This window comes from Blastomonas sp. AAP25, from assembly GCF_001295965.1.
Lineage (GTDB): Bacteria > Pseudomonadota > Alphaproteobacteria > Sphingomonadales > Sphingomonadaceae > Blastomonas > Blastomonas fulva.
The window spans coordinates 21,026-45,415 of the sequence record NZ_LJHP01000011.1; the positions used below are offsets into that span (position 1 = coordinate 21,026).

Annotated in this window: 24 protein-coding genes; 9 read left to right on the top strand and 15 right to left on the bottom strand. The window is 64.3% G+C overall.

Translation table 11 applies throughout. The annotated features are described in order from the left end of the window. Positions 1–2 precede the first annotated feature (2 nt). Together IP68_RS10270 and IP68_RS10275 are read right to left on the bottom strand one after the other, a co-directional pair. The gene (locus IP68_RS10270; RefSeq protein ID WP_054134899.1) at positions 3–761 is read right to left on the bottom strand and encodes an NYN domain-containing protein; all 759 of its coding nucleotides are present in this window, start codon (positions 759–761) and stop codon (positions 3–5) included. 37 nt (positions 762–798) lie between these two features. Continuing rightward, complete coding sequence (locus IP68_RS10275; protein ID WP_054134900.1) at positions 799–1,425, bottom strand: pyridoxamine 5'-phosphate oxidase family protein; 627 nt, start codon at positions 1,423–1,425, stop codon at positions 799–801. 110 nt (positions 1,426–1,535) lie between these two features. Here IP68_RS10275 and lipA point away from each other — a divergent pair, with 110 nt between their 5' ends. Together lipA and IP68_RS10285 are read left to right on the top strand one after the other, a co-directional pair. Next, complete coding sequence (gene lipA / locus IP68_RS10280) at positions 1,536–2,477, top strand: lipoyl synthase (RefSeq protein WP_054134901.1); 942 nt, start codon at positions 1,536–1,538, stop codon at positions 2,475–2,477. A 10-nt stretch (positions 2,478–2,487) separates the two neighbouring features. Continuing rightward, complete coding sequence (locus IP68_RS10285; RefSeq protein ID WP_054134902.1) at positions 2,488–2,952, top strand: type II toxin-antitoxin system RatA family toxin; 465 nt, start codon at positions 2,488–2,490, stop codon at positions 2,950–2,952. On the opposite strand, the gene IP68_RS10290 is transcribed toward IP68_RS10285, so the two are convergent. From IP68_RS10290 to IP68_RS10300, 3 genes are read right to left on the bottom strand one after another with little or no spacing between them, the layout of a single operon-like run. Further along, complete coding sequence (locus tag IP68_RS10290; protein ID WP_231683905.1) at positions 2,910–3,413, bottom strand: CinA family protein; 504 nt, start codon at positions 3,411–3,413, stop codon at positions 2,910–2,912. The genes IP68_RS10285 and IP68_RS10290 overlap by 43 nt on opposite strands. Beyond that, a complete protein-coding gene (locus IP68_RS10295; protein ID WP_150126221.1) occupies positions 3,410–3,958 on the bottom strand; it encodes a hypothetical protein in 549 nt (182 codons plus the stop codon). Before IP68_RS10295 ends, IP68_RS10290 begins: the two co-directional genes overlap by 4 nt. A 13-nt stretch (positions 3,959–3,971) precedes the next feature. Then, positions 3,972–5,174, bottom strand: a complete 1,203-nt coding sequence (locus tag IP68_RS10300; protein ID WP_054134904.1) for a bifunctional 2-C-methyl-D-erythritol 4-phosphate cytidylyltransferase/2-C-methyl-D-erythritol 2,4-cyclodiphosphate synthase — start codon at positions 5,172–5,174, stop codon at positions 3,972–3,974. Positions 5,175–5,259: 85 nt separating this feature from the next. On the opposite strand from IP68_RS10300, the gene dusB reads away from it, so the two are divergent. From dusB to hflX, 7 genes are all read left to right on the top strand, one after another. Beyond that, the gene (gene dusB / locus IP68_RS10305) at positions 5,260–6,267 is read left to right on the top strand and encodes a tRNA dihydrouridine synthase DusB (protein WP_054134905.1); all 1,008 of its coding nucleotides are present in this window, start codon (positions 5,260–5,262) and stop codon (positions 6,265–6,267) included. Beyond that, on the top strand, positions 6,267–7,349 hold the full coding sequence (locus IP68_RS10310) for a nitrogen regulation protein NR(II) (protein ID WP_054134906.1): 1,083 nt from the start codon (positions 6,267–6,269) through the stop codon (positions 7,347–7,349). The genes dusB and IP68_RS10310 overlap by 1 nt, the downstream gene beginning before the upstream one ends. A 5-nt stretch (positions 7,350–7,354) precedes the next feature. Next, the gene (locus IP68_RS10315) at positions 7,355–8,758 is read left to right on the top strand and encodes a sigma-54 dependent transcriptional regulator (protein ID WP_054134907.1); all 1,404 of its coding nucleotides are present in this window, start codon (positions 7,355–7,357) and stop codon (positions 8,756–8,758) included. Positions 8,759–8,872: 114 nt separating this feature from the next. Next, a complete protein-coding gene (locus tag IP68_RS10320; protein ID WP_054134908.1) occupies positions 8,873–11,206 on the top strand; it encodes an ATP-binding protein in 2,334 nt (777 codons plus the stop codon). 3 nt (positions 11,207–11,209) lie between these two features. After that, positions 11,210–12,574 carry a sigma-54 dependent transcriptional regulator gene (locus IP68_RS10325; RefSeq protein WP_054134909.1) on the top strand — a complete coding sequence of 455 codons (1,365 nt, stop codon included), beginning with the start codon at positions 11,210–11,212 and terminating at the stop codon, positions 12,572–12,574. 151 nt (positions 12,575–12,725) lie between these two features. Further along, positions 12,726–13,223, top strand: a complete 498-nt coding sequence (gene hfq / locus IP68_RS10330; protein ID WP_082382278.1) for an RNA chaperone Hfq — start codon at positions 12,726–12,728, stop codon at positions 13,221–13,223. A 40-nt stretch (positions 13,224–13,263) separates the two neighbouring features. After that, on the top strand, positions 13,264–14,571 hold the full coding sequence (hflX, locus tag IP68_RS10335; RefSeq protein ID WP_054134911.1) for a GTPase HflX: 1,308 nt from the start codon (positions 13,264–13,266) through the stop codon (positions 14,569–14,571). Here hflX and mazG read toward each other — a convergent pair. From mazG to IP68_RS10385, 10 genes are read right to left on the bottom strand one after another with little or no spacing between them, the layout of a single operon-like run. Beyond that, positions 14,566–15,360, bottom strand: a complete 795-nt coding sequence (gene mazG / locus IP68_RS10340) for a nucleoside triphosphate pyrophosphohydrolase (protein WP_082382279.1) — start codon at positions 15,358–15,360, stop codon at positions 14,566–14,568. The genes hflX and mazG overlap by 6 nt on opposite strands. Before the next feature lie 44 nt (positions 15,361–15,404). Continuing rightward, positions 15,405–16,019, bottom strand: a complete 615-nt coding sequence (locus IP68_RS10345; protein ID WP_054134912.1) for a TIGR02281 family clan AA aspartic protease — start codon at positions 16,017–16,019, stop codon at positions 15,405–15,407. Beyond that, a complete protein-coding gene (locus IP68_RS10350) occupies positions 16,019–16,795 on the bottom strand; it encodes an MBL fold metallo-hydrolase (protein WP_054134913.1) in 777 nt (258 codons plus the stop codon). Before IP68_RS10350 ends, IP68_RS10345 begins: the two co-directional genes overlap by 1 nt. Further along, positions 16,792–17,571, bottom strand: a complete 780-nt coding sequence (locus IP68_RS10355; protein ID WP_054134914.1) for a TatD family hydrolase — start codon at positions 17,569–17,571, stop codon at positions 16,792–16,794. The genes IP68_RS10350 and IP68_RS10355 overlap by 4 nt, the downstream gene beginning before the upstream one ends. Next, the gene (metG, locus tag IP68_RS10360) at positions 17,571–19,133 is read right to left on the bottom strand and encodes a methionine--tRNA ligase (RefSeq protein WP_054134915.1); all 1,563 of its coding nucleotides are present in this window, start codon (positions 19,131–19,133) and stop codon (positions 17,571–17,573) included. Before metG ends, IP68_RS10355 begins: the two co-directional genes overlap by 1 nt. A 53-nt stretch (positions 19,134–19,186) precedes the next feature. Beyond that, on the bottom strand, positions 19,187–20,197 hold the full coding sequence (locus IP68_RS10365; protein ID WP_082382280.1) for a hypothetical protein: 1,011 nt from the start codon (positions 20,195–20,197) through the stop codon (positions 19,187–19,189). A gap of 4 nt (positions 20,198–20,201) precedes the next feature. After that, positions 20,202–20,828, bottom strand: coding sequence for a dTMP kinase (gene tmk / locus IP68_RS10370; RefSeq protein ID WP_054134916.1), 627 nt, complete (start codon positions 20,826–20,828; stop codon positions 20,202–20,204). Between the two features lie 10 nt (positions 20,829–20,838). Continuing rightward, complete coding sequence (locus tag IP68_RS10375) at positions 20,839–21,984, bottom strand: D-alanyl-D-alanine carboxypeptidase family protein (protein ID WP_054134917.1); 1,146 nt, start codon at positions 21,982–21,984, stop codon at positions 20,839–20,841. 54 nt (positions 21,985–22,038) lie between these two features. Beyond that, positions 22,039–23,154, bottom strand: a complete 1,116-nt coding sequence (locus IP68_RS10380; protein WP_054134918.1) for a septal ring lytic transglycosylase RlpA family protein — start codon at positions 23,152–23,154, stop codon at positions 22,039–22,041. 26 nt (positions 23,155–23,180) lie between these two features. Beyond that, entirely contained in the window at positions 23,181–24,272 is a 1,092-nt protein-coding gene (locus IP68_RS10385; protein WP_082382281.1) for a lytic transglycosylase domain-containing protein, read from the bottom strand. Positions 24,273–24,390: the final 118 nt, after the last annotated feature.

A 24,390-nucleotide genomic window follows, 5' to 3' on the forward strand; every position in this document is an offset into this window, starting at 1 on the left:
GATCAGCGCAGGCGCTTGACGAACAGCCCGCCGTTCTCGCGGCGCTCGGTGGTGAACTGCGGCGAAGCTTCGAACATGTCGAGCAGACGTGGGAAACCATGGTTGCGGACGTCGAAGCTGGACCGGTTGCCCGCGATCTTGCCGACTTCGCTGAGCGACGCAAAGCCGCGCTCGTCGCGCTTGCTGGCCTGATAGGCATCGATCAGCAGCTGGATCACGTCCTCGTCGATGCTTGCGCCGCCTGCAGCGGGCTTGGGGTCCGGCTTGGCGCTGCTCCTGGCGGCAGCGGCGTTGTCGGCTTTCTTCTCAGCCCCCTGCACCTTGATCAGCGCGTTCACATCGATAAACCGGGTGCAGGCCTGCTTGAACGCTTCGGGCGTCTTGTCGCCGCCAAAGCCATAGACGGGCAGGCCGTCCTGGCGGATGCGCTGGGCGAGCGGCATGAAATCGCTGTCCGAACTCATGATACCGAAGCCGTTGACCCGGCCCCGGAACAGCAGGTCCATCGCATCGATCGTCATCTTCATGTCGGTGGCGTTCTTGCCCTTGGTCAGGTCGAACTGCTGCTGGGGCTCGATGCCGAACTTGTGGACGATATCCGCCCAGCCCTTGAGCGCGGGCTTGCGCCAGTTGGCGTAGGCGCGGCGGATGTTCACCGTGCCCAGTTCCGCCAGCACGGTCAGCACCGGATCGATCCCGGACGGGCTGGCATTGTCTGCATCGATCAGCAGGGCGATGTTGGGGGGCGTTTCCTTGGTCATTCCCGAAAATGGCGCTTCGGCGGGTCAAAAGCAATCGTCATGGCACCAGCCACTTGCCCTGCCATTGGCCGTCAGGCGCGCGGTGAAACAGCGCGCGGCGGTGTCCGGTGTGCGCGAGATGCAGGAATTCGATCGTGTCGATTTTCGCCATCAGCAGCGCGAAATTGGCGCGCCCGGGGGCGACCTCTTCGTCATCCTCGGGCTTGCGGCCCTCGATCTCTGCGGGCAGCCCTGAAACCGGCACGTCGGATACCGTGCCCGGAGCCGGATCGGCGAGATAGCAGCGCCTCGCAAACAGCGTCGCTTCACCCCAGGCCTGATCGGCTGCGGCAGTATCGGTTTCTATCCGCGCCACGCCCGACAGGCGGAACTGGCGCTTGGCTGCGGGATCATAGCCCAGGATCGAGACCGGGCTGCCATCGCCGATCTGATCGACCTTGGCCGCGCGGGAATCGGTATGAAAGCGCAACGTCGCCGACGCCCGGTCGAAGGCGCGCAGCACCATCACCCGCTGGCTCGGAACGCCGTCCCCGGTGATCGTCGCGACGACAGGGGTATGCATCGGGGCGCGGCGGTCCTTGGCGGCGCGGCCCAGCCGCTGCCAGACATCGGCCAGCACGGCGTCGAGATCATCGGGCAGGTCGAGAAGGCTTTGAGATGTCATGGATTCCCCGCTTTGGACTGGCCGTCATCGCGCAGCCTCGGGCATAAGTGTGGGCAGGCGGGCGCTTTTACCAGTGGAAGTGCGCGGGGGCCTGCGCTAAAGCGCCAGTCATGAACGAAGTCACGCCCATCGAGAGCCCCGAAGGCCGTCCCGCCCGTGTCCGCAAGCCGGACTGGATCCGCGTTCGCGCACCCACCAGCAAGGGTTTCAACGAAACCCGCAAGCTGATGCGCGATCTCAACCTCAACACCGTGTGTGAAGAGGCGGCGTGCCCCAACATCGGCGAGTGCTGGACCAAGAAACACGCCACGGTGATGATCCTGGGAGATGTGTGCACCCGCGCCTGCGCTTTCTGCAACGTCAAGACCGGCATGCCGCGCATGGTCGACACCAAGGAACCCCAGCACGTCGCAGATGCGGCAGCGCAAATGGGGCTCGAGCATATCGTCATCACCTCGGTCGATCGCGACGACCTTGCCGATGGCGGCGCGAGCCAGTTCGTCAAGGTGATCGAGGCGCTGCGGCGGACCACGCCCAAGACGACGATCGAGATCCTGACCCCCGATTTCCGTAACAAGCACGAAGCCGCGGTCGAGGCGATCGTCACCGCCCGGCCCGATGTGTACAACCACAATCTGGAAACCGTGCCCCGGCTCTATCCCACCATCCGTCCCGGCGCGCGCTATTACGCCTCGCTCCGGCTGCTCGAGATGGTCAAAAGGCTCGATCCGTCGATCTTCACCAAGTCGGGCATCATGCTCGGCCTGGGCGAAGAACGGCTCGAGGTGCACCAGGTGATGGACGACATGCGCTCTGCCGATGTCGATTTCCTGACCATGGGCCAGTATCTGCAGCCCACGCCGCGCCACACCAAGGTCATCGATTTCGTGACCCCCAAGGCATTCGATGCCTATGCGGCGATCGCGCGTGCCAAGGGCTTTTTGCAGGTCGCATCCAGCCCGCTGACCCGGTCGAGCTATCATGCCGGCGAGGACTTTGCCCAGATGCGCGCCGCGCGCGAGGCAAAGCTGGCACGGCAGGCGGCACGGTAAGAGGCCCCGGATGCCATCGCACCGCGAGACCCGGCATCTGCCCTGGAGTCACGAGCAGATGTATCATCTGGTCGCCGACGTCGCGCGCTATGCCGAGTTTCTGCCCTGGGTGATCGCAACCCGGGTCAAATCGGACAGCGACACCGAGATGGTGGCCGACATGGTGGTCGGCTTCAAGCAATTACGCGAGAAGTTCACCTCGCTGGTGCGCAAGGTGCCCGGTGAGCGGATCGAGGTCGAGTATCTCGACGGCCCGCTCAAGAACCTCGAAAACATCTGGCAGTTCGCCAGCGACGGCAAGGGCGGGTGCACCGTCGACTTCTACGTGTCGTTCACCTTCAAGAACCGGCTGTTCGAAACGCTGGCCGGCCAGTATTTTGACCGCGCGTTCCGCAAGATGGTTAGCGCGTTCGAAACCCGCGCCGAAGAGCTTTACGGCAACAGCAGTTCGAGCGCGGCCATCGTCGCTTCCTGACGAATCTCCGCGCGACTGAGCGTGGGATCGAAATTCTTCTGCTCGGCGGTGATGTCGTTCTCGCTCTGGCCGCGCAGCGCGCAGGCGAACACCACCGTGCCCACAGGTTTGCTCTCGGTGCCGCCACCGGGCCCGGCCACGCCGGTAATCGCCACCGCAACATCCGCATCCGAATGCTTCAGCGCGCCGCGCGCCATCGCCCAGGCGACGGCGGGCGAGACCGCGCCGAAGGTGTCGATCAGCTCGGCGCTGACCCCGAGCGATTCGATCTTGGCATCGTTGGAATAGGTCACGAAGCCGCGATCGAGCACATCCGAGCTGCCGGGAATTTCAGTGATCGCCGCGCACACCAGTCCGCCGGTGCAGCTTTCCGCCAGCACGATCCGGCGGCCGGCGGTGATATTCTCGGTCACCACCCGCTCGGCAAGATCCATCAGCAGCGATGGCAGCAGGCCTTTCACTTCGCGGAATCCTTGCACAGGGTGAAGGGGTTCTTGCTGGTCTCGCCAGGCTTTTTCGAGGTCTCGTCCAGCTTCATCAGCGCGATCAACAACTTGCCCATGTTCTCGGGCGGCAGCGGCTCGAGCGCGCTGTAGAATTCCTCCACCGCGTTGCAATTTTCTGGCTTGATCTCCTGCTCGACCAGCGCGGTGATCGCCGCGGTGAGCAGCGGACGGAAGATCTGCGGATCGCTCCCCGGCGGCAAGGGCAGTTCCACCGCCGCCAGGAAGGCGCGTCCGGCCACCGGCCAGGCCCTGTCAGCGGCAGGCTGATAGACCTGGCTGATCTTGGTGGACGAGCGGGTGAGGGCAGACGCTGCTGGCAGATGCGGCAGGCAGGCCCGGCGCGCGCTCGACAGCGCATCGGGCAAAGCCGCCACCGCGAGCGACTGTGCCTGGCTGTTTGAGAGGCACGCGGCAGTTTGCGCAGCAGCGGTCTGGGCGGCCAGCGCCCCGGCCATGGCCAGCACCGCTGCGGATCGGGTCATCAGTGTCGTTCGTGTCATGTCTGTTGTCCTGTCAGGGTTGTCCGGCAACCATCACGCTGGCCGCTGCCTGCGCGGCGATGCCTTCGCCGCGACCGGTGAAGCCCAGGCGTTCGGTCGTTGTCGCCTTGACTCCCACCTGATCCGGTCGGAGCGCAAGAATGGTGGCGATGCGTTGCTGAATGGAAGCTTTGTGCGGGCCGATTTTCGGCTCCTCGCAGATTATGGTGAGGTCGATATTGGCGATCTGCCCGCCCATGGCGCGGACCAGCGATGCCGCATGCGCCAGGAACTGCGCCGAATCCGCACCGCGCCATTGCGGGTCGCTGGGCGGAAAATGCTCGCCGATATCGCCCAGTGCCATGGCACCGAGCAGCGCATCGGTGATCGCATGCAGCGCGACATCGGCATCGCTGTGGCCGGCAAGTCCCCGATCATGCTCGATTTTCAAGCCGCCCAGCCACAGTTCCTCGCCGCTCGCCAGCCGATGCACGTCATAGCCGATGCCGGTGCGGACCATCATCGCGGAAGGCGCTGGAGCAGGCTGGTGTGACACGGCAAAGTCCTCGGCAAAGGTGATCTTGGTCAACGCCTCGTCGCCTTCGACCAGCGCGACGGCAAGGTCGTGAGCTCGGGCGATCTGGCTGTCATCGGTGGCGGCGCGATCGGACGACCAAGCGAGGTGCGCGGCCAGGATCGCGTCAAAGTGGAATGCCTGGGGGGTCTGGATCCGCCACAGATGCGCGCGATCCACCGCCTGCTCCATGACGCCATCGGCGCCGCGCGCGATGCTGTCGACGACGGGCAGCACCGGCACCGCGCCGGGATTGGCGTCCAGCGCGGCATTCAACCGGTCCAGAACATCATGCGAGAGGGAAGGGCGGGCGGCGTCGTGGATGAACACCCGGTCCATCCCACCCTGCGCAGCAAGCGCCAGCAGGCCCAGCCGCACCGAGTCGCTGCGTTCGGCGCCTCCGGTGACCAGCACGATGCCGTCCAGCCCTGCCAGCGCGGCCTTGGCCGACGCAGTCTGGCCTTCACCGATCACGACAACGATGCGAGGCGCAGCGTCCCAGCTGGCAAAAGCCTCAACGCTGTGGCGGAGCAGGGGCTTGCCACGATACTCGGCAAACTGCTTGGGCACATCGCCGCCAGCGCGCAGGCCCTTGCCCGCAGCCACGATCAGCGCGGCGGTGCGGGAGGTGTCGCTCGAAAGGCTCGGTTTTGCATCGGACATCGGGCGCGGGGCATAAACCAAGTGCTGCTTGCCCGCCAGCCGCTTTGCGATTATGGGGCTGCCTAAATATTAGGCACGTATCATCATGACCCACACACCCGCCCTTAAGCCGATACAGATCGGCCCCTTGCAGATCGACGAGCCGGTGCTGCTTGCGCCGATGACCGGCGTCACCGACATGCCGTTCCGCACTTTGGTGCGGCGCTATGGCTCGGGGCTCAACGTCACCGAGATGATCGCCAGCGAGGCGATGATCCGTGAGACGCGCCAGTCGCTGCAGAAAGCGGCCTGGCATGCGGTCGAAGAACCGGTGTCGATGCAGCTCGCCGGGTGCGGTCCGAAGCAGATGGCCGAAGCTGCCAAGCTCAACGAGGACCGTGGCGCTGCGATCATCGACATCAACATGGGCTGCCCGGTGAAGAAGGTGGTCAACGGCGATGCGGGCTCGGCGCTGATGCGCGACCTGCCGCTGGCCGCCGCTCTGATCGAGGCGACGGTAAAGGCGGTCAAGGTGCCGGTGACGGTCAAGATGCGCATGGGCTGGTGCCATGACAGCCTCAACGCGCCGGAGCTTGCGCGGATTGCCGAGGATCTGGGCGCGAAGATGATCACCGTCCACGGCCGCACCCGCAACCAGATGTACAAGGGCTCGGCCGACTGGGCATTCGTTGCGAAGGTAAAGGCAGCGGTGAAGCTTCCGGTTATCGTCAACGGCGACATCTGCAGCATCGAGGATGCGCGCACCGCGCTGGAGCAGAGCGGCGCCGATGGCGTCATGATCGGACGCGGCGCCTATGGCAAGCCATGGCTGCTGGGGCAGGTGATGCATGCGCTGCGCACTGGCGAGACGTTGCCCGACCCGGATCTGGACGAGCAGTACCGCGTGATCATCGAGCATTATCACGCGATGCTTGAGCACTATGGCAGCGACACTGGCGTCAAGATGGCCCGCAAGCATCTGGGCTGGTACACCAAGGGGTTGCCGGGATCTGCCGAGCTGCGCAACAAGATGAACCAGATCGACAATCCCGATGTCGTGACAGCGATGCTGGGTGAGTTCTACCGGCCCTGGCTGCGTCAAGCCGCCGCCTGATGGTGGCCAGCGCTGCCATCGCGCCGGATGCGGCGGCCCAGCTGCAGAGCCTGCCGATGGCTGTGGTCATGCTGCACGCCGACCGCACGATCGCAGCAGCCAATGCGGCGGCGGAAAACCTGCTCGAGCAAAGCGCACGCCGGCTGATCGGTCGGCATCTGTCGGAGTTCCTGCGCTTCGACGATGCGCGGATCGGGCTCGCGCTCGACCAGCCCGACACCAATCTGGCCGCGCACGGCATGCGGGTGCAGATCGGCCGCAACAGCGTGCGCGAGGTCGATATCTCGCTCAGCCCGGTGGCCGAAGGGTGGCAGCTGCTGGTGCTCAACGAATCCGGCGCGGGATCGCCGCTGTTCGACAGCGAGCCCGCCGCCGAGGGCTTTGCGGTGCGCGGACCCGATATTCTGGCGCATGAGATCAAGAACCCGCTTGCTGCGATCAAGGGCGCTGCGCAGCTGATCGAGCGGCAGCTCGACGGGCCGGGGCGCCGCCTGTCGGGGCTGATCACCGCAGAGGTGGACCGCATCGCCCTGCTGATCGACCAGATGCAATCGCTTACCCGGCGCACTGCCGCGCCGGTGCGGCCCTGCAACATCTATGAGCCGCTGAGCCGGGTACGCGAGATCGTGGAGACCGCGCACCCCGACACCGTACGCTTCGTCGAGCAGTTCGACCCCTCGATACCGCCAGTGCTGGCCGATGCCGACAATCTGGTGCAGGTGCTGCTCAACCTCATCACCAACGCCCGCGAGGCGATGGAGGGGCAGGACGATGCCTGCATCACCCTGACCACCAAGTTCGTCAGCGGCGTGCGGCTGCGGCTCTCGCGCGGCGACGATCGCTATATCCGGCTTCCGGTCGAGGTGCGGGTCAGCGACAACGGCCCGGGGATCGATGCGGACATCGCCGAGGACATCTTCTCGCCCTTCGTCACCAGCAAGAAGACCGGGCAAGGGCTGGGCCTCGCTCTGGTTCAGAAGCTGGTGCGCGACATGAACGGGCGCATCGTGCACGAACGCGACGCGCAGCAGGGGCTCACCAATTTCCGGCTGTTCCTGCCGCTTGCCACCCTGGGGAACTGATCATTATGGCCAAATCGGTTTTGCTGGTGGAGGACGATCGCTCGATCAGCCAGGTGATCACCGCCGCGCTGGAGGCCGAAGGCTGCGCCGTCGATCATTGCACCTCGATCGCACGGCGCAACACGCTCATCGCCGACAAGCGCTATGCCGCGATCCTCACCGATGTGATGCTAGAGGACGGCGATGGCATCGCCACGCTGGGCGTGGTGCTCGAACGCCATCCAGATACGCCGGTGATCGTGCTTTCGGCGCAGAACACGCTCGATACCGCGGTACGCGCAAGCGAGGCGGGTGCTTACGAATATTTCCCCAAGCCCTTCGATCTGGATGAACTGATCCGCGCCGTGCTTCAGGCGATCGCGCGCAGCGGCGACTCCGGCGGCATCATGGACGCAGACCCTGCCGATAGCGGGCTGCCGCTCGTCGGGCGCAGCGCGCCGATGCAGACGGTCTACCGCATGATCACCCGGGTGCTGCGCAACGACCTGTCGGTGCTCATCCTTGGCGAATCCGGCACCGGCAAGGAACTGGTGGCAGAGGCGATCCATCAGCTGGGCCACCGCAAGCAGGGCCCGTTCGTTGCGGTCAACATGGCCGCGATTCCTGCCGAACTGATCGAGTCAGAGCTGTTCGGCCATGAAAAGGGCGCGTTCACCGGGGCCGTCACGCAGTCGATCGGCAAGTTCGAGCAGGCCCATGGCGGCACGCTGTTTCTCGACGAGATCGGCGACATGCCGATGCAGGCGCAGACGCGGCTGCTGCGCACGCTGCAGACCGGGAGGATCACCCGCGTCGGCGGGCATCGCGAGATCGAGCTCGACGTGCGGTTTCTGGCGGCGACCAATAAGCCGTTCGGGCCGCTGATCGAGGCCGGGCTGTTCCGCGAGGATCTGTATTACCGCATCAACGTGGTGCCGATCGAGCTTCCGCCGCTGCGTGAGCGGCTGAGCGACATCCCCGCGCTGGTGGAGCATTTCCTGGCGCTTGCGGTGCAGGAGGGCCTGCCTCGGCGGATCTTCGACGATAGCGCAATCGCCGCGATGCAGCGCCGCAACTGGCGCGGCAACGTCCGCGAGCTTCGTAATCTGGTGTTCCGCGCCGTCATCATGAGCCGCGACGACTTGATCACCGCCGAGGCATTGGGGAGCATTTTCGACGAACCGGCGCTCGGCGGCGAACCCCGGCGCGAAGAGAGCGACTTCGACCAGGCGGTCAACCGCTTCCTGCTCACCGAGCGGCCCGAACATGGCGCGGTGTATGATCGCGCGCTCGCGGCGTTCGAAATCCCGCTGCTGCAGTCGATCATGCGCCAGTGCGACGGCAACCAGGTCAAGGCGGCCGCGATGCTGGGGATCAACCGCAACACGCTGCGGAAGAAGCTGGTCGAACACCGCCTGACAAACCTCTGATAGCCCCGGCAGCGGACCCCTGCGTCGAAGCGGGTGCGTTATGCGGTGATATTCTGCAACACTTAAGTAAAATGCCTTGTATTCTGGCAACGCACCTGTTGTAAACTCACCACTATGCTTGCGTCTTCCGCACTGCCCCAGCCCAGGAAAAGCCGGTTTGCGCGCCGCTTTGCCGTCATGATGCGCAAGGGCAGCCTGTTTCCGGTGCTTGAGGTCGGCTGCGTGGTGCTGTTGATCACGATGATCGGCTTCTCGATCTGGCTGGTCGGCAGCTACCAAGGCCGCCAGGCGATGGTGCCTGCTCCGGTGACCGCCACCCTGCTGGTCGGCAATCTGGTGCCCGCCATGGCGCTGCTCGCACTTATCGGCAGGCGCGTTGCGATCAGCCGCGCGGGTGTCAGCGGCGAGCAGGGGACAGGCCGCCTGCACGTGCGGTTCGTCGCGTTGTTCTCGCTGATCTCCTCGATCCCGATGCTGCTGGTCGTGGTGATCACCTCGCTATTGTTCCAATATGGCGTCGAGTTCTGGTTCTCAGACCGCGCGCGCGGAATGCTGGAGAACGCCAATGACCTGGCGCGCGGCTATTACGAGGAGGGACGCCGCGACGTCTCTGCCGAGACTGTCGCGATGGCGAGCGATCTGCGCGAATATCTGCAGCAGACCCGGATCGACAGCCCGGAGTTCGCCGAGGCCTATATCTTCCAGGTTGTCGGCCGCAAGATGAACGAATCCGCCATTGTCGAGATCGGCGATGACGGGGTGATCCGCACCGCCGCGATCGTCGACCCCGACAACCGCACCTCGTCGGACCGGGTCACACCGGATATCGTGCGGCAGCTTGAGGCGGGCGAAACCGCGGTGGTATCCGCCGAAGCCGACCGGATCGAGGTGGTCACTCCACTCGACAAGAAGGCGAGGGTGTATCTGTATGTCGCGCGCGCCTCCAACCAGCTGGCGCTGAGCCAGTGGGAGCGGGCGCAGACGGTGCTGTCCGATTACAAGGCCCTGTTCTCCCGATCGCAGAACCTGCAGGTCCAGTTCAACATCGCGCTGTTCGTGGTTTCTCTGCTGCTGGTCGCGGTCGCCTTGTGGGCTGCGCTCAAGTTCGCCGACCGAATGGTGCGGCCGCTGACCGACATGGCCAGCGCCGCGCGCGACATCAGCACCGGCAATTTCGCAACGAGGGTGGACACCGCCAACCGCACGGACGAAGTCGGGGTGCTGGGCCGGGCATTCAACCGCATGGCGAGCCGCCTCTCCGAGCAGACATCCGCGCTGATACGCGCGAACAGCCAGCTCGACGATCGCCGCGCCTTTACCGAGGCGGTGCTCGAATCCGTCAGCGCCGGCGTGATTTCGGTCGATCCCATGGGCATGGTGCGGCTGATGAACAGCACCGCGCAGCGGCTGTTGCTGATCGACGCCGAGCAGTGCCTGGGCTGCACCCTGTCGAGCATCGCGCCGCCCTTTGCGCGGCTGGTGGGCGACGGCACCGAGAAGGCGGTGATCCAGTATTCGCGCGGAACCGATCTGCTGACATTGGCGGTGCGCACCGTGCGCGAGCCTTATGGCCTGGTGATCACCTTTGAGGATATCACCCAGCAGCTGGTCGACCAGCGACAGGCAGCGTGGTCGGACGTCGCCCGGCGGATCGCGCACGAGATCAAGAACCCGCTGACCCCGATCCAGCTTGCCGCCGAGCGGCTCAAGCGGCGCTATGGCAAGAAGGTCAGCGAGGACGACCCGACCTTCGGCCAGCTCACCGACACGATCGTGCGGCAGGTGGGCGATCTGCGCAACATGGTCGACGAATTCTCGTCCTTTGCGCGGATGCCCAAGCCGGTGTTCCGCGAGGAGAATTTCTTCGACCTCGTGCGGCAGGCAATCTTCCTGCAGGAAGTCGCGCATCCCGCCATTCGCTTTGCGGCCGAAGGCGTGCACGAGGGCAGCGACCTGCATTGCGACCGCCGCCAGATCGGCCAGGCTGTGACAAACATTCTCAAGAATGCCGTGGAAGCCATTGAGGCCAAGACACAGGCGGACGAGGTCTATCAGGGCAGCGTCACCGCCACCGTCTCGCGCCAGGCGCAGTATCTGGTGCTTACGCTGGACGACAACGGCATCGGCCTGCCCGCAGACCGCGACCGCATCGTCGAGCCCTATATGACCACGCGCGAGAAGGGGACCGGGCTTGGCCTCGCGATCGTCAAGAAGATCGTCGAGGAGCATTTCGGCGACCTTGCCTTTGAATCGAACGACGTCGGAGGGACACGCGTAATCATCCGTCTTGATACCGATCTGCTGCTCGCCAGCGCCGGACAGGATGCAGCCAACGCCGCGCCTGTCATCCGGCACAGCAGCCCAGACCGGGCATCGCGCATCGGCGCGACCGCGGACCGCCGCCACAACGAACTGAGCCGCACGGCACAGGATGAGGAAAGCAACTGATCTATGCCTTTGGAAATCCTGATTGTTGATGACGAGCGCGATATACGGGACCTGGTCTCGGGCGTGCTGGAGGACGAAGGCTATAGCTGCCGTTCGGCCGGTGGCAGCGATGCCGCGCTCGCCGCGATCGACGAACGCCGCCCGTCCCTGGTGCTGCTCGACGTCTGGCTCAAGGGCAGCAAGCTCGACGGGCTCGAACTGCTCGACGAGATCAAGTCGCGCGATGCCGATCTGCCGGTGATCATATTTTCGGGTCACGGGAACATTGACACCGCGGTTTCGGCGATCTCGCGCGGCGCGATGGACTTCATCGAAAAGCCGTTCGAGGCTGAGCGACTGATCCATATGGTCGCGCGCGGCACCGAAACCGCGCGGCTGCGGCGCGAGAATGCTCAGCTGCGCGAAAAACTTGGCATTTCCGACGAATTGACCGGCAGCTCCAGCGCGATCAACGCGGTCCGCGCGACGCTCAAGCGCGTCGCCAACAGCGGTAGCCGGCTGCTGATCACCGGACCTGCAGGCGTGGGCAAGGAGGTCGCCGCGCGGCTGCTGCACAGCTGGAGCGGCCGTTCGGGCGGGCCGTTCATCACGGTCAACTCCGCGCGGATGACCCCGGATCGGTTCGAGCAGGAGCTTTTCGGCGAGGAGGACCAGGGCAGGGTGGCGACATCCGGGCTGCTCGAACGCGCGCACGGCGGGACGCTGTTCCTCGACGAGGTCGCCGACATGCCCGAATCCACCCAGGCCAAGATCCTGCGCGTGCTGACCGACCAGAGCTTCTCGCGCGTGGGCGCAACCCGACCGATCAAGGTCGATGTCCGCTTCGTGTCGGCGACATCGCGCAATCTGGAGCACGAGATTGCCGAGGGACGCTTCCGCGAAGACCTGTTCTACCGTTTGAACGTCGTGCCGGTCGAGATCCCGGCGCTCACCGAACGCCGCGACGACATTCCCGCGTTGGTCGAGCATTATGTCGCGCGCTTCGCCAGCGAGCATGGCATCACGCCGCCGGAAACCAGCAGCGAGGCGATGGCGGCGCTGCAGAGCTACAACTGGCCGGGCAATGTCCGCCAGCTGCGCAACGTTATCGAGCGCACGATCATCCTGGCGCCGCGCGGCAGGCTCTCGCAGATCGATGTGGACATGCTCCCGCCCGAACTGGTGCAGGGCGATGGCGGGCGCGCCGCGGGCATTTCCAGCCTGATGGGGGTGCCGCTGCGCGAGGCGCGCGAGAGCTTCGAACGCGAATATCTCAAGATCCAGATCCGGCGCTTTTCGGGCAATATCTCGAAGACAGCCGAGTTCATCGGGATGGAGCGCTCGGCCTTGCACCGCAAACTCAAGCTCTTGGGGTTGCACGACCGTTGATCGGCAAGGAAAAGCGGTAAACTGGCCATTGGCGACAGGGGCTTTCGGCACTATGTATGGGGTGCGGCCTTTGGCGGCAGCCGTGCCGGATGTGACGGACAGGCTTTTCATGAACCGTGGTGCAACGTCACCACCAAGACCGGGGGTCAAAATGACCGAAAAGGCTCAAAACATTCAGGATGTGTTCCTCAACTCGTTGAGGAAATCGAAAATCCCGGTGACCATGTTTCTGGTCAAGGGCGTCAAGCTTCAGGGCATCGTGACCTGGTTCGACAATTTTTCGGTCATGCTGCGCCGCGATGGCCAGTCACAGCTTGTCTACAAGCATGCGATTTCGACAGTCATGCCTGCCCAGCCGATCGATCTCGGGATCTTCTCGGGGCTGATGGGTGCCAAGAACGCCAAGAACCGCAACCTGCAGGAAGTGTTTTTGCGTACCGTGCAGGAAACCGGGGTTCCGGTGACCATGTTCCTGATCAACGGCGTGATGCTGCAGGGCAAGGTCGCGGCTTATGACCTGTTCTGCATGCTGCTCGAACGCGAAGGCATGGCACAGCTGGCCTACAAGCACGCGGTATCCACCGTGCAACCCAATGCCCCGGTCGATCTGACCGGCGACTGGGGTGATACGGACAGCGAAGAAGATTGAACCGGCGGTTCGGGGGCCGGACAAAAGGAAAAAGCAAAGTTTGAACGACCCTCACGCTCTTGATTTCGTTCGCGGTACCCGCGCAGTCATTGCCTATCCCGATCTCGGCCGACGCGGCGCGGTGGATTCCGACGCGCGTCTGGAAGAAGCGCGGGGGCTTGCGCTGGCGATCGGCATTTCGGTGTGCGCATCGCACGCCTTCCGCATCCGCACCGCGCGCCCTGCGACTTTGTTCGGCGGAGGGCAGGTCGATATCATCGCTGCCAGCCTGGAAGACGAAAAGGCCGAGCTGCTGATCGTTGACGGCAGCCTTTCGGCGATCCAGCAGCGCAATCTGGAGGAACGGCTAAAGGTCAAGGTCATCGACCGGACCGGGCTGATCCTTGAAATCTTCGGCGAGCGCGCCGCGACCGCTGAAGGGCGGCTGCAGGTGGAGCTTGCGCATCTCGATTATCAGGCGGGCCGGCTGGTGCGCAGCTGGACCCACCTTGAGCGCCAGCGCGGCGGCTTCGGCTTCCTCGGCGGCCCGGGCGAAACCCAGATCGAGGCCGACCGCCGCATGATCCGCGATCGCATGGCCAAGCTGCGGCGCGAGCTGGAGCAGGTCAAGCGCACCCGCGGGCTGCACCGCGAGCGGCGTCAGAAGGCACCCTGGCCGGTGATCGCGCTGGTGGGCTATACCAATGCGGGCAAGTCGACGCTGTTCAACCGGCTGACCCAGGCCGGGGTGATGGCGGAGGATCTGCTGTTCGCGACGCTCGACCCGACAATGCGCGCCATCCGTCTGGACGGGGTGGAAAAGGTTATCCTCTCTGACACCGTGGGCTTCGTTTCGGATCTTCCGACGGAGCTTGTCGCCGCGTTCCGCGCGACGCTCGAAGAGGTGCTGTCGGCCGATCTTGTCATCCATGTCCGCGACATGGCGCACCCCGATGCGCAAATGCAGGCGGAGTCGGTGGAGACGATCCTAACCGATCTTGGCCTTGTCATCGATCCGGCGCTCGCCGAACAGGGGCTGGCGACGCCCTTGATCGAAGCGTGGAACAAATGGGACATACTGGACGAGGACGCGTGCGCGTTCCTCACCGAAACCATGCCCGACGATCGCACCGTTTGCCCGATCTCGGCGCTGACCGGGGAAGGGGTGTCAGACCTGTTGCGGGCAGCATCGGCTGCGCTGGTGATCAGCCACCGCATTCATGACGTCAATCTGCCCCGGCACGATGGCCAGCGGCTGGCGTGGCTGCACGCGCATGGCGAGGTGCTGACATCGGACGAGAAGGGCGATGAGCTGGCGCTTTCGGTGCGGCTGTCGGACAAGGACTGGGGCAGGTTCCAGGCGCTATAGCCCGCGCGTCGAAGCTTTCGCGCGCTGCCAGAGTTGTTCCTTCTGCTCGAGCGACAGTCCTGCGAAGGCATCGCCGGCATCGGTTTCCATCGCGCGGAAGCGGCGCTCGAACTTGGCATTGGCCGCGCGCAATGCGTCCTCTGCGCTGACGCCCATGTGGCGGACCATGTTGACCGCGGCGAACAGCAGATCGCCCGCTTCGTCGATCCGTTCGACTTCACTCTCGGCATCGAGCAATTCCTCGATTTCCTCGCCGATCTTTTCGACCGCGCCCATGACATCGGGCCAGTCGAACCCGGTGCGCGCTGCGCGCTTCTGGAGCTTCTGCGCGCGCATCAGCGCCGGCAGCGCCGATGCGACGCCATCCATGGCGCTGGATGAGCCGCCATCGCTGCGTTCTTCGGCCTTGATTGCCTCCCAATCCCATTGCTCGACCGACTGGTCCGCGAAGATGTGCGGATGGCGGCGGACCATCTTTTCGCTGATTGCGTCTATCACATCGCCGATGGCGAAATGTCCGGCTTCCTCGGCCATGCGGCTGTGGAACACAACCTGCAGCAGCAGGTCACCAAGCTCATCCTTGAGCGCGGCCATATCGTCACGCTCGATCGCGTCGGCGACCTCATAGGCTTCTTCGATGGTGTACGGCGCGATCGTCGCAAAGGTCTGCTCGATATCCCATGGACATCCGGCCTGAGGATCGCGCAGCCGCGCCATGATCGTGACCAACCGGTCGAGCGGGGTGGTTGCGGCCGGGGAAATGGCGGAAGGGTCAGTCTCGGATGTCATCTGTTTAAGTCCGATAATATATATTATGTTAAATTAATACCATGTCAGCGCAAGGTGGTTCGCGGCACCAGGATCATGCTGTCGCCCTCGACCCGCCAGCTTTCCAGCGCCGAAAGGAAATTCATCCCCAGCACATTGGTCTCGCCAAAGGCAGACGCGATCACCACTGCATGATCCTTCATGCCAAGCGATCCGACGCGAAGATCCGACACGGTAGCCCGGTCGGCCTCGACGATGCCATTGGCGGTTTCGAGCACCACCTTCATGCTGAGCGGATCCGGCTCGACACCGGCGCTGCGTGCCGCATCGACCGACAGCGCGGTAAAGCTTGCGCCGCTGTCGACCATGAACCGCACAGCTGCACCATTGACCTCGGCGTTGACCCAGAAATGTCCATCTTCACCCTTGCGCAGCGTCGTCGGCGCGCCGGTGATCGCAGGCGCGCCGCCAAGGCCGAGTTCGCCGGTGACACGCTCCCAGATCATCTTGAGTTCGGGGCGAAAGCTCACCAGCAGGAAGATCAGCGCGAAGATGCCAAGCCAGCCCAGCGCCATCTTGAGCGTCTGGCCGATCGGCAGGCTGCGCGAGACCAGGGCGCTGCCGACCAGCACCAGCAGTAACAGGCTGTAGATCAGGCTCGCGGTTTCGCTTTCGCCCATTACGCCACCTGCTCGAGGTCGATGGTCAGCCCGTCAAAGCCCGGCTCGATTGCGTCGGGCAATTGCGCGCACAAGGTCGCGTAATCGAGGCTCTTGTCCATATGGGTCAGCACCGTGTGCCGCGCGCCGGTACGGATCGCCAGATCCATCGCCATCTCCAGATTGGCATGCGTGGGATGCTTCTCGTAGCGCAGGCAATCCGTCACCAGCACATCGCAGCCGGAATACAGCGCGACCATGTCGTCGGTGACGCTGGCAAAATCCGTGGCGTAGACGATCGACATGCCATCGGCGTCGAACCTGAGACCGGTCGACAGCACCGGACCGTGCGGCTGATCGACGCAGCGCACCCGCATGCCGCAAATGATCTGGTCATCGGCCAGATCATGCGGGTCCACGATCGAAGGATACCCGTCTCCGCCTGCAAAAACATAGTCGAAACGGCTGATAAGACTTTGTAAACTATAGTCTCTGCCAAAGCCCGGTAACGGCTTGCGGCTGCGATGATATAGCGCGCGCAAATCGTCGATGCCATGGCTGTGATCGGCATGGTCGTGGGTCCAGATCACCGCGTCGAGCGCGCCGATGTCCTGCGCGAGGAGCTGGTTGCGAAGATCCGGCGATGTGTCGATCAGCACCCGCTTGCCGGCATGTTCGACGATCATCGACACCCGCGAACGGCGGTTGCGCGGATTGGTGGGGTCGCACGCGCCCCAATCGTTGCCGATCCGCGGGACCCCGCCTGAGGTGCCCGATCCCAGCAGGATCGCCTTCATGGGCGCGCCCGGTTGAACAGGCGGTAGAAGTTCTGCGACGTCGTTTCGCACAGGTGCTCGTACGGTTCGTCGCGCAAGCCCGCGACAAAGCGCGCGGTATCGGCCACGAACGCAGGCTCACCTTGCTTGCCGCGGTGCGGCACCGGCGCGAGGAACGGCGCGTCGGTTTCGACCATCAGCCGGTCCGCCGGAATATCGCGCGCCACCGCCTGCAGATCCTTGGCGTTCTTGAATGTCACAATGCCCGAGATCGAGATGTACAACCCGAGGTCCAGCACCTTGGCGGCGAAATCGGCGCTGGCGGTGAAGCAGTGGATCAGCGCGGGGAAGCCCCCCTTCCCCATTTCTTCGGCCAGGATCGCCGCAGTGTCGTCCTCGGCATCGCGGGTGTGGACGATCAGCGGCAGGCCGGTGATGCGCGACGCCGCGATGTGCGAAATGAAGCTGCGGCGCTGCTGATCGCGGTCGGAATGGTCGTAGAAGTAATCGAGCCCGGTCTCGCCGATGCCGATGACCCGCTCGTCCGCTTGGGCCCGTGCGACCAGGCGTGCGGTGTCGATATCCGCATGCGCATCGGCCTCATGCGGGTGGATGCCGATGCTTGCCCAGACATCCGCCTCGCGGTGCGCGGTGGCGGTCACAGCGTCCCATTCGCTGGCGCGGGTGGAGATGTTGAGCATCGCGGTGACGCCCGACGAACGCGCACGCTCGAGCAGGTCAGGCTGCTGCTCGGCCATGCCCTTGTAGTTCAGGTGGCAGTGCGAATCGACCAGCATCACTCGGCGTCTTCGGCAGGCAGATCGATGCGCGGGAACAAGGGCTTGGGTACGCCCACCTGATAGTCGCTCTCGGCGAGCGGCGAATACCAGTGACTGCCCATCGCAGCGAGCGAACGGACATCGTCGGGAACGCCCATATGATCGAGCAACGCCTTGGCGCTGCCCGGGATGACGGGAGAGATCGCGATCGAAAGCTGCGCGATGGCGATGTACAATGTCGCCAGTACCGTCTCCATTCGTTCGGGATCGGTCTTCTTGAGCGCCCAGGGCGCCTGTTCGTCGACATAGGCGTTGCAGGCAAACACCGCGCGCATCCACGCCTCGATCCCTTGCGACAGCGAAAGTTCCTCGAAAGCCTTGGGCATCTCGGTCTGCAGCGCATCAGTCAGAACCTCGAACAGCGCGGTATCGGCGGGCTGGTGGCCCCGGATCGCGGGCAGATAGCCATCTAGGTTCTTGGCGATGAAGCTAAGAATGCGCTGGGCGAGGTTTCCGAAGCTGTTCGACAGATCGGCATTCGACCGCATCGCAATGGCTTGCGGCGAATAGCTCCCATCCTGTCCGAAGCTGACCTCGCGCAGCAGGAAGTAACGCAACTGGTCGACGCCAAAGGCATCGGCAAGCGCAAACGGATCGACGACGTTGCCGACCGATTTGGACATCTTCTCGCCCTTGTTGAGCAGGAAGCCATGGCCGAACACCTGCTTGGGCACCGCGATGCCAGCGCTCATCAGGAAGGCGGGCCAATAGACCGCGTGGAAACGCACGATATCCTTGCCAATCAGGTGCAGATCGGCGGGCCAATGCTTGACCATCAATTCGGTTTCGTCGGGATAGCCCAGGCCCGTGAGATAATTGGTCAGCGCATCAACCCAGACGTACATCACATGCCCATCGCTTCCCGGCACCTTGACGCCCCAATCGAAGCTGGTGCGCGACACGGACAACGGACGCAGGCCCGACTTGACGAAACTGACGATCTCGTTGCGCCGTGTGTCGGGCTGCAGGAACTCGGGATGCTCCTCATACAGAGCGAGCAACTTGTCCTGATAGGCATCGAGCCTGAAGAACCAGCTCTCTTCCACCGTCCATTCAACTAGCGTTCCCTGCGGAGACTGCTTGCCCCCCTGCCCGTCGTCTACCAGCTCGTCTTCGGCATAATAGGCTTCGTCGCGGACCGAGTACCAGCCTTCGTAGCGATCAAGATACAGGTCACCATTTGCGTCCATCGCCTTCCAGATTGCCTGGCTCGCGCGATGGTGCTCGTCTTCGGATGTCTGGATGAAGCGATCATAGCTGACGTCAAGTCTGTCGCACATATCCTTGAAATATCGTGACATCTCATCGGCCAACGCGCGCGGCGTCGTGTCCAGTTCGCGCGCCTTTTGCAGCATCTTGAGGCCATGGACATCGGTTCCGGTCTGGAAACGGACATCGCGGCCGCTGAGCCGCTGGAAGCGCGCGATCACGTCGGCGGCAATCGCCTCATAGGCATGGCCGATATGCGGGCGGCCATTGGGATAGCTGATCGCGGTGGTGATGTAATAGGGTTCGCCCATGGCGGTGATGTCTGCCGTTCGTTCGGGTGGTGGCGGTAAACGCCGGTTGCGGCCTATCTAGGCGGGGCCAGCCGCGCCAGCAAGCCGCCAATTTGAAATGCGACCGCTGCAGCATCGAGGTTGAGCAGCACTGCGCGCGAGGCGAGCGCGCCAATCTCCTGCCACGCGGCGATCGCACCGGGCAGCCGGTCGTCGCGCAGATCGCGGATCCGCCGCGCGGCAAAGCGCGGCGCATAATGCAGCAGCGCCTGGAAGCGCTCGCGATTGGCCTTGTTCGCGACCATATTGCCGAGCGCGATGCGGGCCCGGTGATCGCGGTCGCCATGATCGGCGATCTCGCTGAGCAGAGCATCGATGCGGGCCATGTCCAGCCCTGCAAAGCTGAGCGCCTGGCCTGGTGCCCCCTGCCCGAGGCGTACCAACGCTGCGATCTCTGCATCGGGCAGTTCGGGGCGAACCGCACGCAGCGCGTCGGCCATGTCGGGATCGCTGAGCGCCGGAAAATCGAGCACCAGACAGCGCGAGCGGATCGTCGGCAGCAACCGCCCAGGATTGTGCGCGATCAGCATGAATATGGTATCGGCGGGCGGTTCCTCGAGACTCTTGAGCAACGCGTTGGCGGCGTTGCGTTCAAGCTGATCGGCCGCATCGAAGATGATCACCCGCCGGTCCGAAAGGCTGGGTCGCACGGTCAGACGCTTCTGCAGCGCGCGGATCTGATCGACCTTGATGTTGCGCGCAAGATCGAAGGGTTTTCCTTCCTCGGCCTTGCGGGCTTCCTTGTCGTTCTGCGGACCCAGGGTGATATAGTGGCAGTCGGGGTGCTTGCCTTCCAGCAGCAGCCGGCCCTCTGTGCCGTGCATATCGCCGTCGAAATGCCCCGCGGCAAAATCGGGCGAGCGGGTCAGCAGATGGGCCGCGGCAGCAAGCGCGAAGCTGCGCTTGCCTATCCCTTCGGGCCCCGCGAGCAGCCAGCCATGGTGAAGTCTGCGCGCCTGGAATGCCCGCAAAAGCGTGGTTTCAGGCTCGGCATGTCCCAGCCATTGTGCCTGCGACGCCATCATGACGTCATGCCATCAACGGCGCGATGGCCGCGACGATGCGAGCATGGACCACTGCGCTGTCGCCGCTCGCATCGATGGTGCGAAACCGCTGAGGCTCAGCGGCTGCGAAGTCGCGGAATGCCTGGGTTACTGCGGCATGATAGGCCGCATCGCGCCCGCCGATCCGGTCGCTGGACGCGCCATCACGCAACAGCGCACGGCGCGCAGCCTCGTCCGCCGGCAATTCGAGCAGCAAGGTGCAATCGGGAAGAAAGCCTTCGGACCCGAACCGGTGCAGGTCGAGGATCGCTGCATCACCGAGGCCGCCTGCGATCCCCTGATAGGCGCGGCTGCTGTCGAGGAACCGGTCTGACAGCACCCAGCCGCCTGCGTCAACTGCCGGACGGATCAGCCTTGCGACATGATCGGCGCGCGCTGCGGCGAACAGCAAAGCCTCGCTGCGCGCGTTCCAGCGATCGGCGCCGCCCTCGAGCAACAGCGCGCGGATCGCCTCGGCGCTGTCGGTGCCGCCCGGCTCGCGGGTGACGGTGACGGTCCGCCCCTGCGTCCTTAGCCAGTCGGCCAGCAGCCTGATCTGAGTCGATTTGCCGACCGCCTCGCCACCCTCGATCGAGATGAAGCGTCCGCGCACGGGGATGACCTCAGGCGCCGAAGAACGAGAGAATTCCCGCCCACAACCGTCCGAAGAACCCTGCCTCCTCGACCGCCTCGGCGGCCACCAGCGGCATCACCTGGCGGTCCATATCGGGCGCCGAGACAACCAGGGTCGCCACTTGCTGGCCCTTGGCGATCGGCGCCTTGAGCGGGCCCTGATACACCACCTTCAGCGTGACCTTGTCGGTATCGGCAGTACGCGGCAGCGTCAGCGCCAGATCGCGCGGGGCGATCAGCGCGAGTTCGCGCTTGCTGCCCAGCTGAACCGGAGCGGTATCGACAGTCTTGCCCTTGGTAAACAACGGCACCGATTTCCACGACCGGAAGCCCCAGTTCATGAACCGCACCGATTCATTCACGCGTCCGTTATAGCTGTCGAGCCCTGCGACCACCATGACCAGGCGGCGGCCGTTCTGTTCGGCAGAGCCGGTAAAGCCGTATCCGGCCTCTTCGGTGTGCCCGGTTTTCAGCCCATCGGCGCCGTCGACCTTGCCGAGCAGCGGATCGCGGTTGGGTTGGGTGATGCCGTTCCAGGTGAAGCTGCCCTTGGAGTAGAACCGCTTGTAAAGCTTGGGATGGTTGCGAATGGTCGCGGTCGCCAGCTGCGCCAGATCGCGCGCTGTCACCTGGGTCACGCCCTCGTCCGGCCAGCCATTGCTGTTACCGAAGCGGCTGTTGGCAAGGCCGATTTCCTTCGCCTTCTTGTTCATCATGTCGACGAATGCCTCTTCCGAGCCTGCAATGCCCTCGGCGAGCACGACACAGGCATCGTTGCCCGACAGCGTCACGATCCCGTCGAGCAGATCCGCCACGGTGACCTGGCTGCCGACGGCCAGAAACATGCTGGATCCCTGGTTGTTCCACTTGCGCCAGGTGTCGGGAGAGACGCTGATCTTCTGGTCGAGCTTGAGCTCGCCCTTCTTGATGAGGTCGAATGCCACATAGGCCGTCATCATCTTGGCCATCGATGCCGGCGGAATCTGCTTGTCCGCATCGCGCGAGAAGAGCACCGCGCCCGATGACAGGTCGGTCATATAGGCGATCGGGGCTTCCGAGACATAGCTGGGGGCAGCCGCTGCCAGCGGGGTCGCCAGCAACGAGAACATGGCAAGGCCAATAAGCGGGGTTTTCATCTGTTTCCCATGGTTTCGATCAAAGGGGGATGGGCCGTTGGATGGCCCTTGTTATCAGCGACCGGAGTCCTGCTGGATTCGAGACCCCTGATAGCCATTCCGCTTCGCCAGCGTAAGACCCTGTTCTGCCGCCTTGGCATCGGCATAGGGTCCATAGCGGACGCGAAACAGCTTGCCATCCCGGCTAACCTGCGTGATCGCGCCGATCCGCTTGGCCAGTTCATCCGCGCGCGCCCTGGACGAAAATGCGGCGACCTGAACGAAATAGGCTGAAGACGCGCCACTGGAAGCCGCCGCAACAGGCGGTTTGTCGGACCGGGGCTGATCGAGCGTCGCCCGGCTAGCAGCGCTGCTGGTCTCGGCCGCCCGGGCCCGGGCGCCCTCGCCTTCGACAATGAAGCGATCATTGCCTTGGCCAGCGGGCGCAGCCTTGGCGGGCGCAGGCTTCGCGGCGGCCTGCTTGGGCGGTTTGGCCTTTTCAGTTGGCTTGCCCGGTTTGCTGACGGGTTCGGGCGCCGTAGCTGCAACAGCAGCCGGAGCGGTCGACGCGGCAGGGATAGCAGCGGCATTGGCCGGACGCGGTAAGCCGTCCAGCTTGCGGCGCAACGGCACCAGCAGCGATTCGGGCGTATCCATGCGCAAAGCCACCGGCTTGCCCGCGCGCAGCATCGCGCGTTCGGCCTCGGGCGGGTTGACCCGGCGCACTCGCACCGCGAACGCGCCCTTGCCCAGCACCCCTAGCTGCCGGGCAGCGCCCTGCGACAGGTCGATCAACCGGTTGGAGGCAGCAGGACCACGGTCATTGAGCCGCACCAGAATGGTCTTGCCGGTGTCCAGCGAGGTCACCTCGACATAGCTCGGCAGCGGCAGAGTGCGGTGGGCGCCGGAAATGCCTTCGGGAATGAAAAGCTCGCCATTGGCGGTGTTGCGTCCGTTCAGCTCTTCGCCGTACCAACTCGCATACCCTGCTTCGTCATAGTTGAACACATCGACCGGGGTGTAGGTGATGCCATCGAGCACATAAGGCTCGCCCAGCTTGGCGGGATAATCGGATACGGATCCCGCCAGTGTGGCCGGTGCGGTCTCCAGGCTGCGGCTCACATTGCTGCCGCCCCCGCAACCCGACAGCAGTAGCGCCATCCCCAGGCTACCGATCATCGCATTCTTCATCGCCAATCCCCCTTTGCCTGCACCCGTCAGTTGCGCACGCCATCGGCCAGCAGGCCCACCGACATCGCATAATAATTGGAGCAGTTGTAATCCAGTATGGCGCGATAGTTGCGCGTCAGCAGATAGCCCTGCGCATCCAGGCCAGGTGTGATCAGCAGCGATGCCTCTACCCGGTCGTCGGCGGGCCAGACGCCACCGGCAGGATAGACGCCCAAAGCCTTCCATTCGCGCATGGTCTTCCATTCGCTGTGCCGCTCGACCGCACGGGCGCATTTGGCGACACGCTCACGGCTGGCGATGGCATTGGTGTTCAGCGTCGCGGGTACCGATACGGCAAAGCCCCAGGGCTCGCCCCGCCGCCATCCGGCCGCCAGCATGTAATTGGCGATCGAGGCAAAGGCGTCCGCCCTGCTCGACCAGATTTCGGCCTTTCCGTCGCCATCGCCGTCCTTGGCAAGCTTCAGATAGACCGAGGGCAGGAACTGCGGATAGCCGAACGCGCCAGCATAGCTGCCACGCAACACCGACCGGGGCACGCCCTTGTCGATCATCTTCAGCACCGCGATCAGTTCGCCTTCGAACAGCTCACGCCGGCGCCCTTCATACGCCAGCGTCGCCAAGGCCCGCGGCAGATCGGTGCTCCCCATGATCGTGCCATAGCTTGTCTCATGCCCAAAGATGGACACCATGATCGACGCCGGAACCCCGGTCTGCTGTTCGATCGCGACCAGCCGCGCGGCTTCGTCGGAATAGACCTGACGGCCCTGGCGGATCTTCGCAGCGTTGATGCGCTTGGCCATTTCGGGACCGAAGGAGGGGAAGGCCTGGCCCGCGGGCGTCGGCGCAAACCGCCGGTCGAGCGCGGCCACGCTCTCGTCGAACGACAGCGTCGGTAGCACGCTGTCTATGGCGCGCTGCGAAACACCCTCGCGCCGCGCGCGGGCGGCCACCGTATCAAGATAGCTGGCAAAGCCCTGTGTCTGCTGGGCATCGGCCCCGGGCAGCGGCTGGACGATTTCACGCTGTGCGGTGCTGGGCGCCCCGCATGCGAGCAGGACGATTGTCGCCCCCATCGCGGCAGCGCGCGACCCAAGCCTTTGTACAATATTGATAACCATGCGATACTCCCACAGGGCGTTGTGCCACACAAAGCATCGCGGGGGAAAGGGCGAACATCCCCCACCCATCCCGGCCCCGCCACGCTTGAACGGCCCGGGCGGGCAAAGCCTTTTACCC

Excerpts from the sequence above, each read along its gene's own strand:
- IP68_RS10270 (WP_054134899.1), bottom strand. The coding sequence starts at position 761 with ATGACCAAGGAAACGCCCCCCAACATCGCCCTGCTGATCGATGCAGAC.
- IP68_RS10275 (WP_054134900.1), bottom strand. The coding sequence starts at position 1,425 with ATGACATCTCAAAGCCTTCTCGACCTGCCCGATGATCTCGACGCCGTG.
- lipA (WP_054134901.1), top strand. The coding sequence starts at position 1,536 with ATGAACGAAGTCACGCCCATCGAGAGCCCCGAAGGCCGTCCCGCCCGT.
- IP68_RS10285 (WP_054134902.1), top strand. The coding sequence starts at position 2,488 with ATGCCATCGCACCGCGAGACCCGGCATCTGCCCTGGAGTCACGAGCAG.
- IP68_RS10295 (WP_150126221.1), bottom strand. The coding sequence starts at position 3,958 with ATGACACGAACGACACTGATGACCCGATCCGCAGCGGTGCTGGCCATG.
- IP68_RS10300 (WP_054134904.1), bottom strand. The coding sequence starts at position 5,174 with ATGTCCGATGCAAAACCGAGCCTTTCGAGCGACACCTCCCGCACCGCC.
- dusB (WP_054134905.1), top strand. The coding sequence starts at position 5,260 with ATGACCCACACACCCGCCCTTAAGCCGATACAGATCGGCCCCTTGCAG.
- IP68_RS10310 (WP_054134906.1), top strand. The coding sequence starts at position 6,267 with ATGGTGGCCAGCGCTGCCATCGCGCCGGATGCGGCGGCCCAGCTGCAG.
- IP68_RS10315 (WP_054134907.1), top strand. The coding sequence starts at position 7,355 with ATGGCCAAATCGGTTTTGCTGGTGGAGGACGATCGCTCGATCAGCCAG.
- IP68_RS10320 (WP_054134908.1), top strand. The coding sequence starts at position 8,873 with ATGCTTGCGTCTTCCGCACTGCCCCAGCCCAGGAAAAGCCGGTTTGCG.
- IP68_RS10325 (WP_054134909.1), top strand. The coding sequence starts at position 11,210 with ATGCCTTTGGAAATCCTGATTGTTGATGACGAGCGCGATATACGGGAC.
- hfq (WP_082382278.1), top strand. The coding sequence starts at position 12,726 with ATGACCGAAAAGGCTCAAAACATTCAGGATGTGTTCCTCAACTCGTTG.
- mazG (WP_082382279.1), bottom strand. The coding sequence starts at position 15,360 with ATGACATCCGAGACTGACCCTTCCGCCATTTCCCCGGCCGCAACCACC.
- IP68_RS10345 (WP_054134912.1), bottom strand. The coding sequence starts at position 16,019 with ATGGGCGAAAGCGAAACCGCGAGCCTGATCTACAGCCTGTTACTGCTG.
- IP68_RS10350 (WP_054134913.1), bottom strand. The coding sequence starts at position 16,795 with ATGAAGGCGATCCTGCTGGGATCGGGCACCTCAGGCGGGGTCCCGCGG.
- IP68_RS10355 (WP_054134914.1), bottom strand. The coding sequence starts at position 17,571 with ATGCTGGTCGATTCGCACTGCCACCTGAACTACAAGGGCATGGCCGAG.
- metG (WP_054134915.1), bottom strand. The coding sequence starts at position 19,133 with ATGGGCGAACCCTATTACATCACCACCGCGATCAGCTATCCCAATGGC.
- IP68_RS10365 (WP_082382280.1), bottom strand. The coding sequence starts at position 20,197 with ATGATGGCGTCGCAGGCACAATGGCTGGGACATGCCGAGCCTGAAACC.
- IP68_RS10375 (WP_054134917.1), bottom strand. The coding sequence starts at position 21,984 with ATGAAAACCCCGCTTATTGGCCTTGCCATGTTCTCGTTGCTGGCGACC.
- IP68_RS10380 (WP_054134918.1), bottom strand. The coding sequence starts at position 23,154 with ATGAAGAATGCGATGATCGGTAGCCTGGGGATGGCGCTACTGCTGTCG.
- IP68_RS10385 (WP_082382281.1), bottom strand. The coding sequence starts at position 24,272 with ATGGTTATCAATATTGTACAAAGGCTTGGGTCGCGCGCTGCCGCGATG.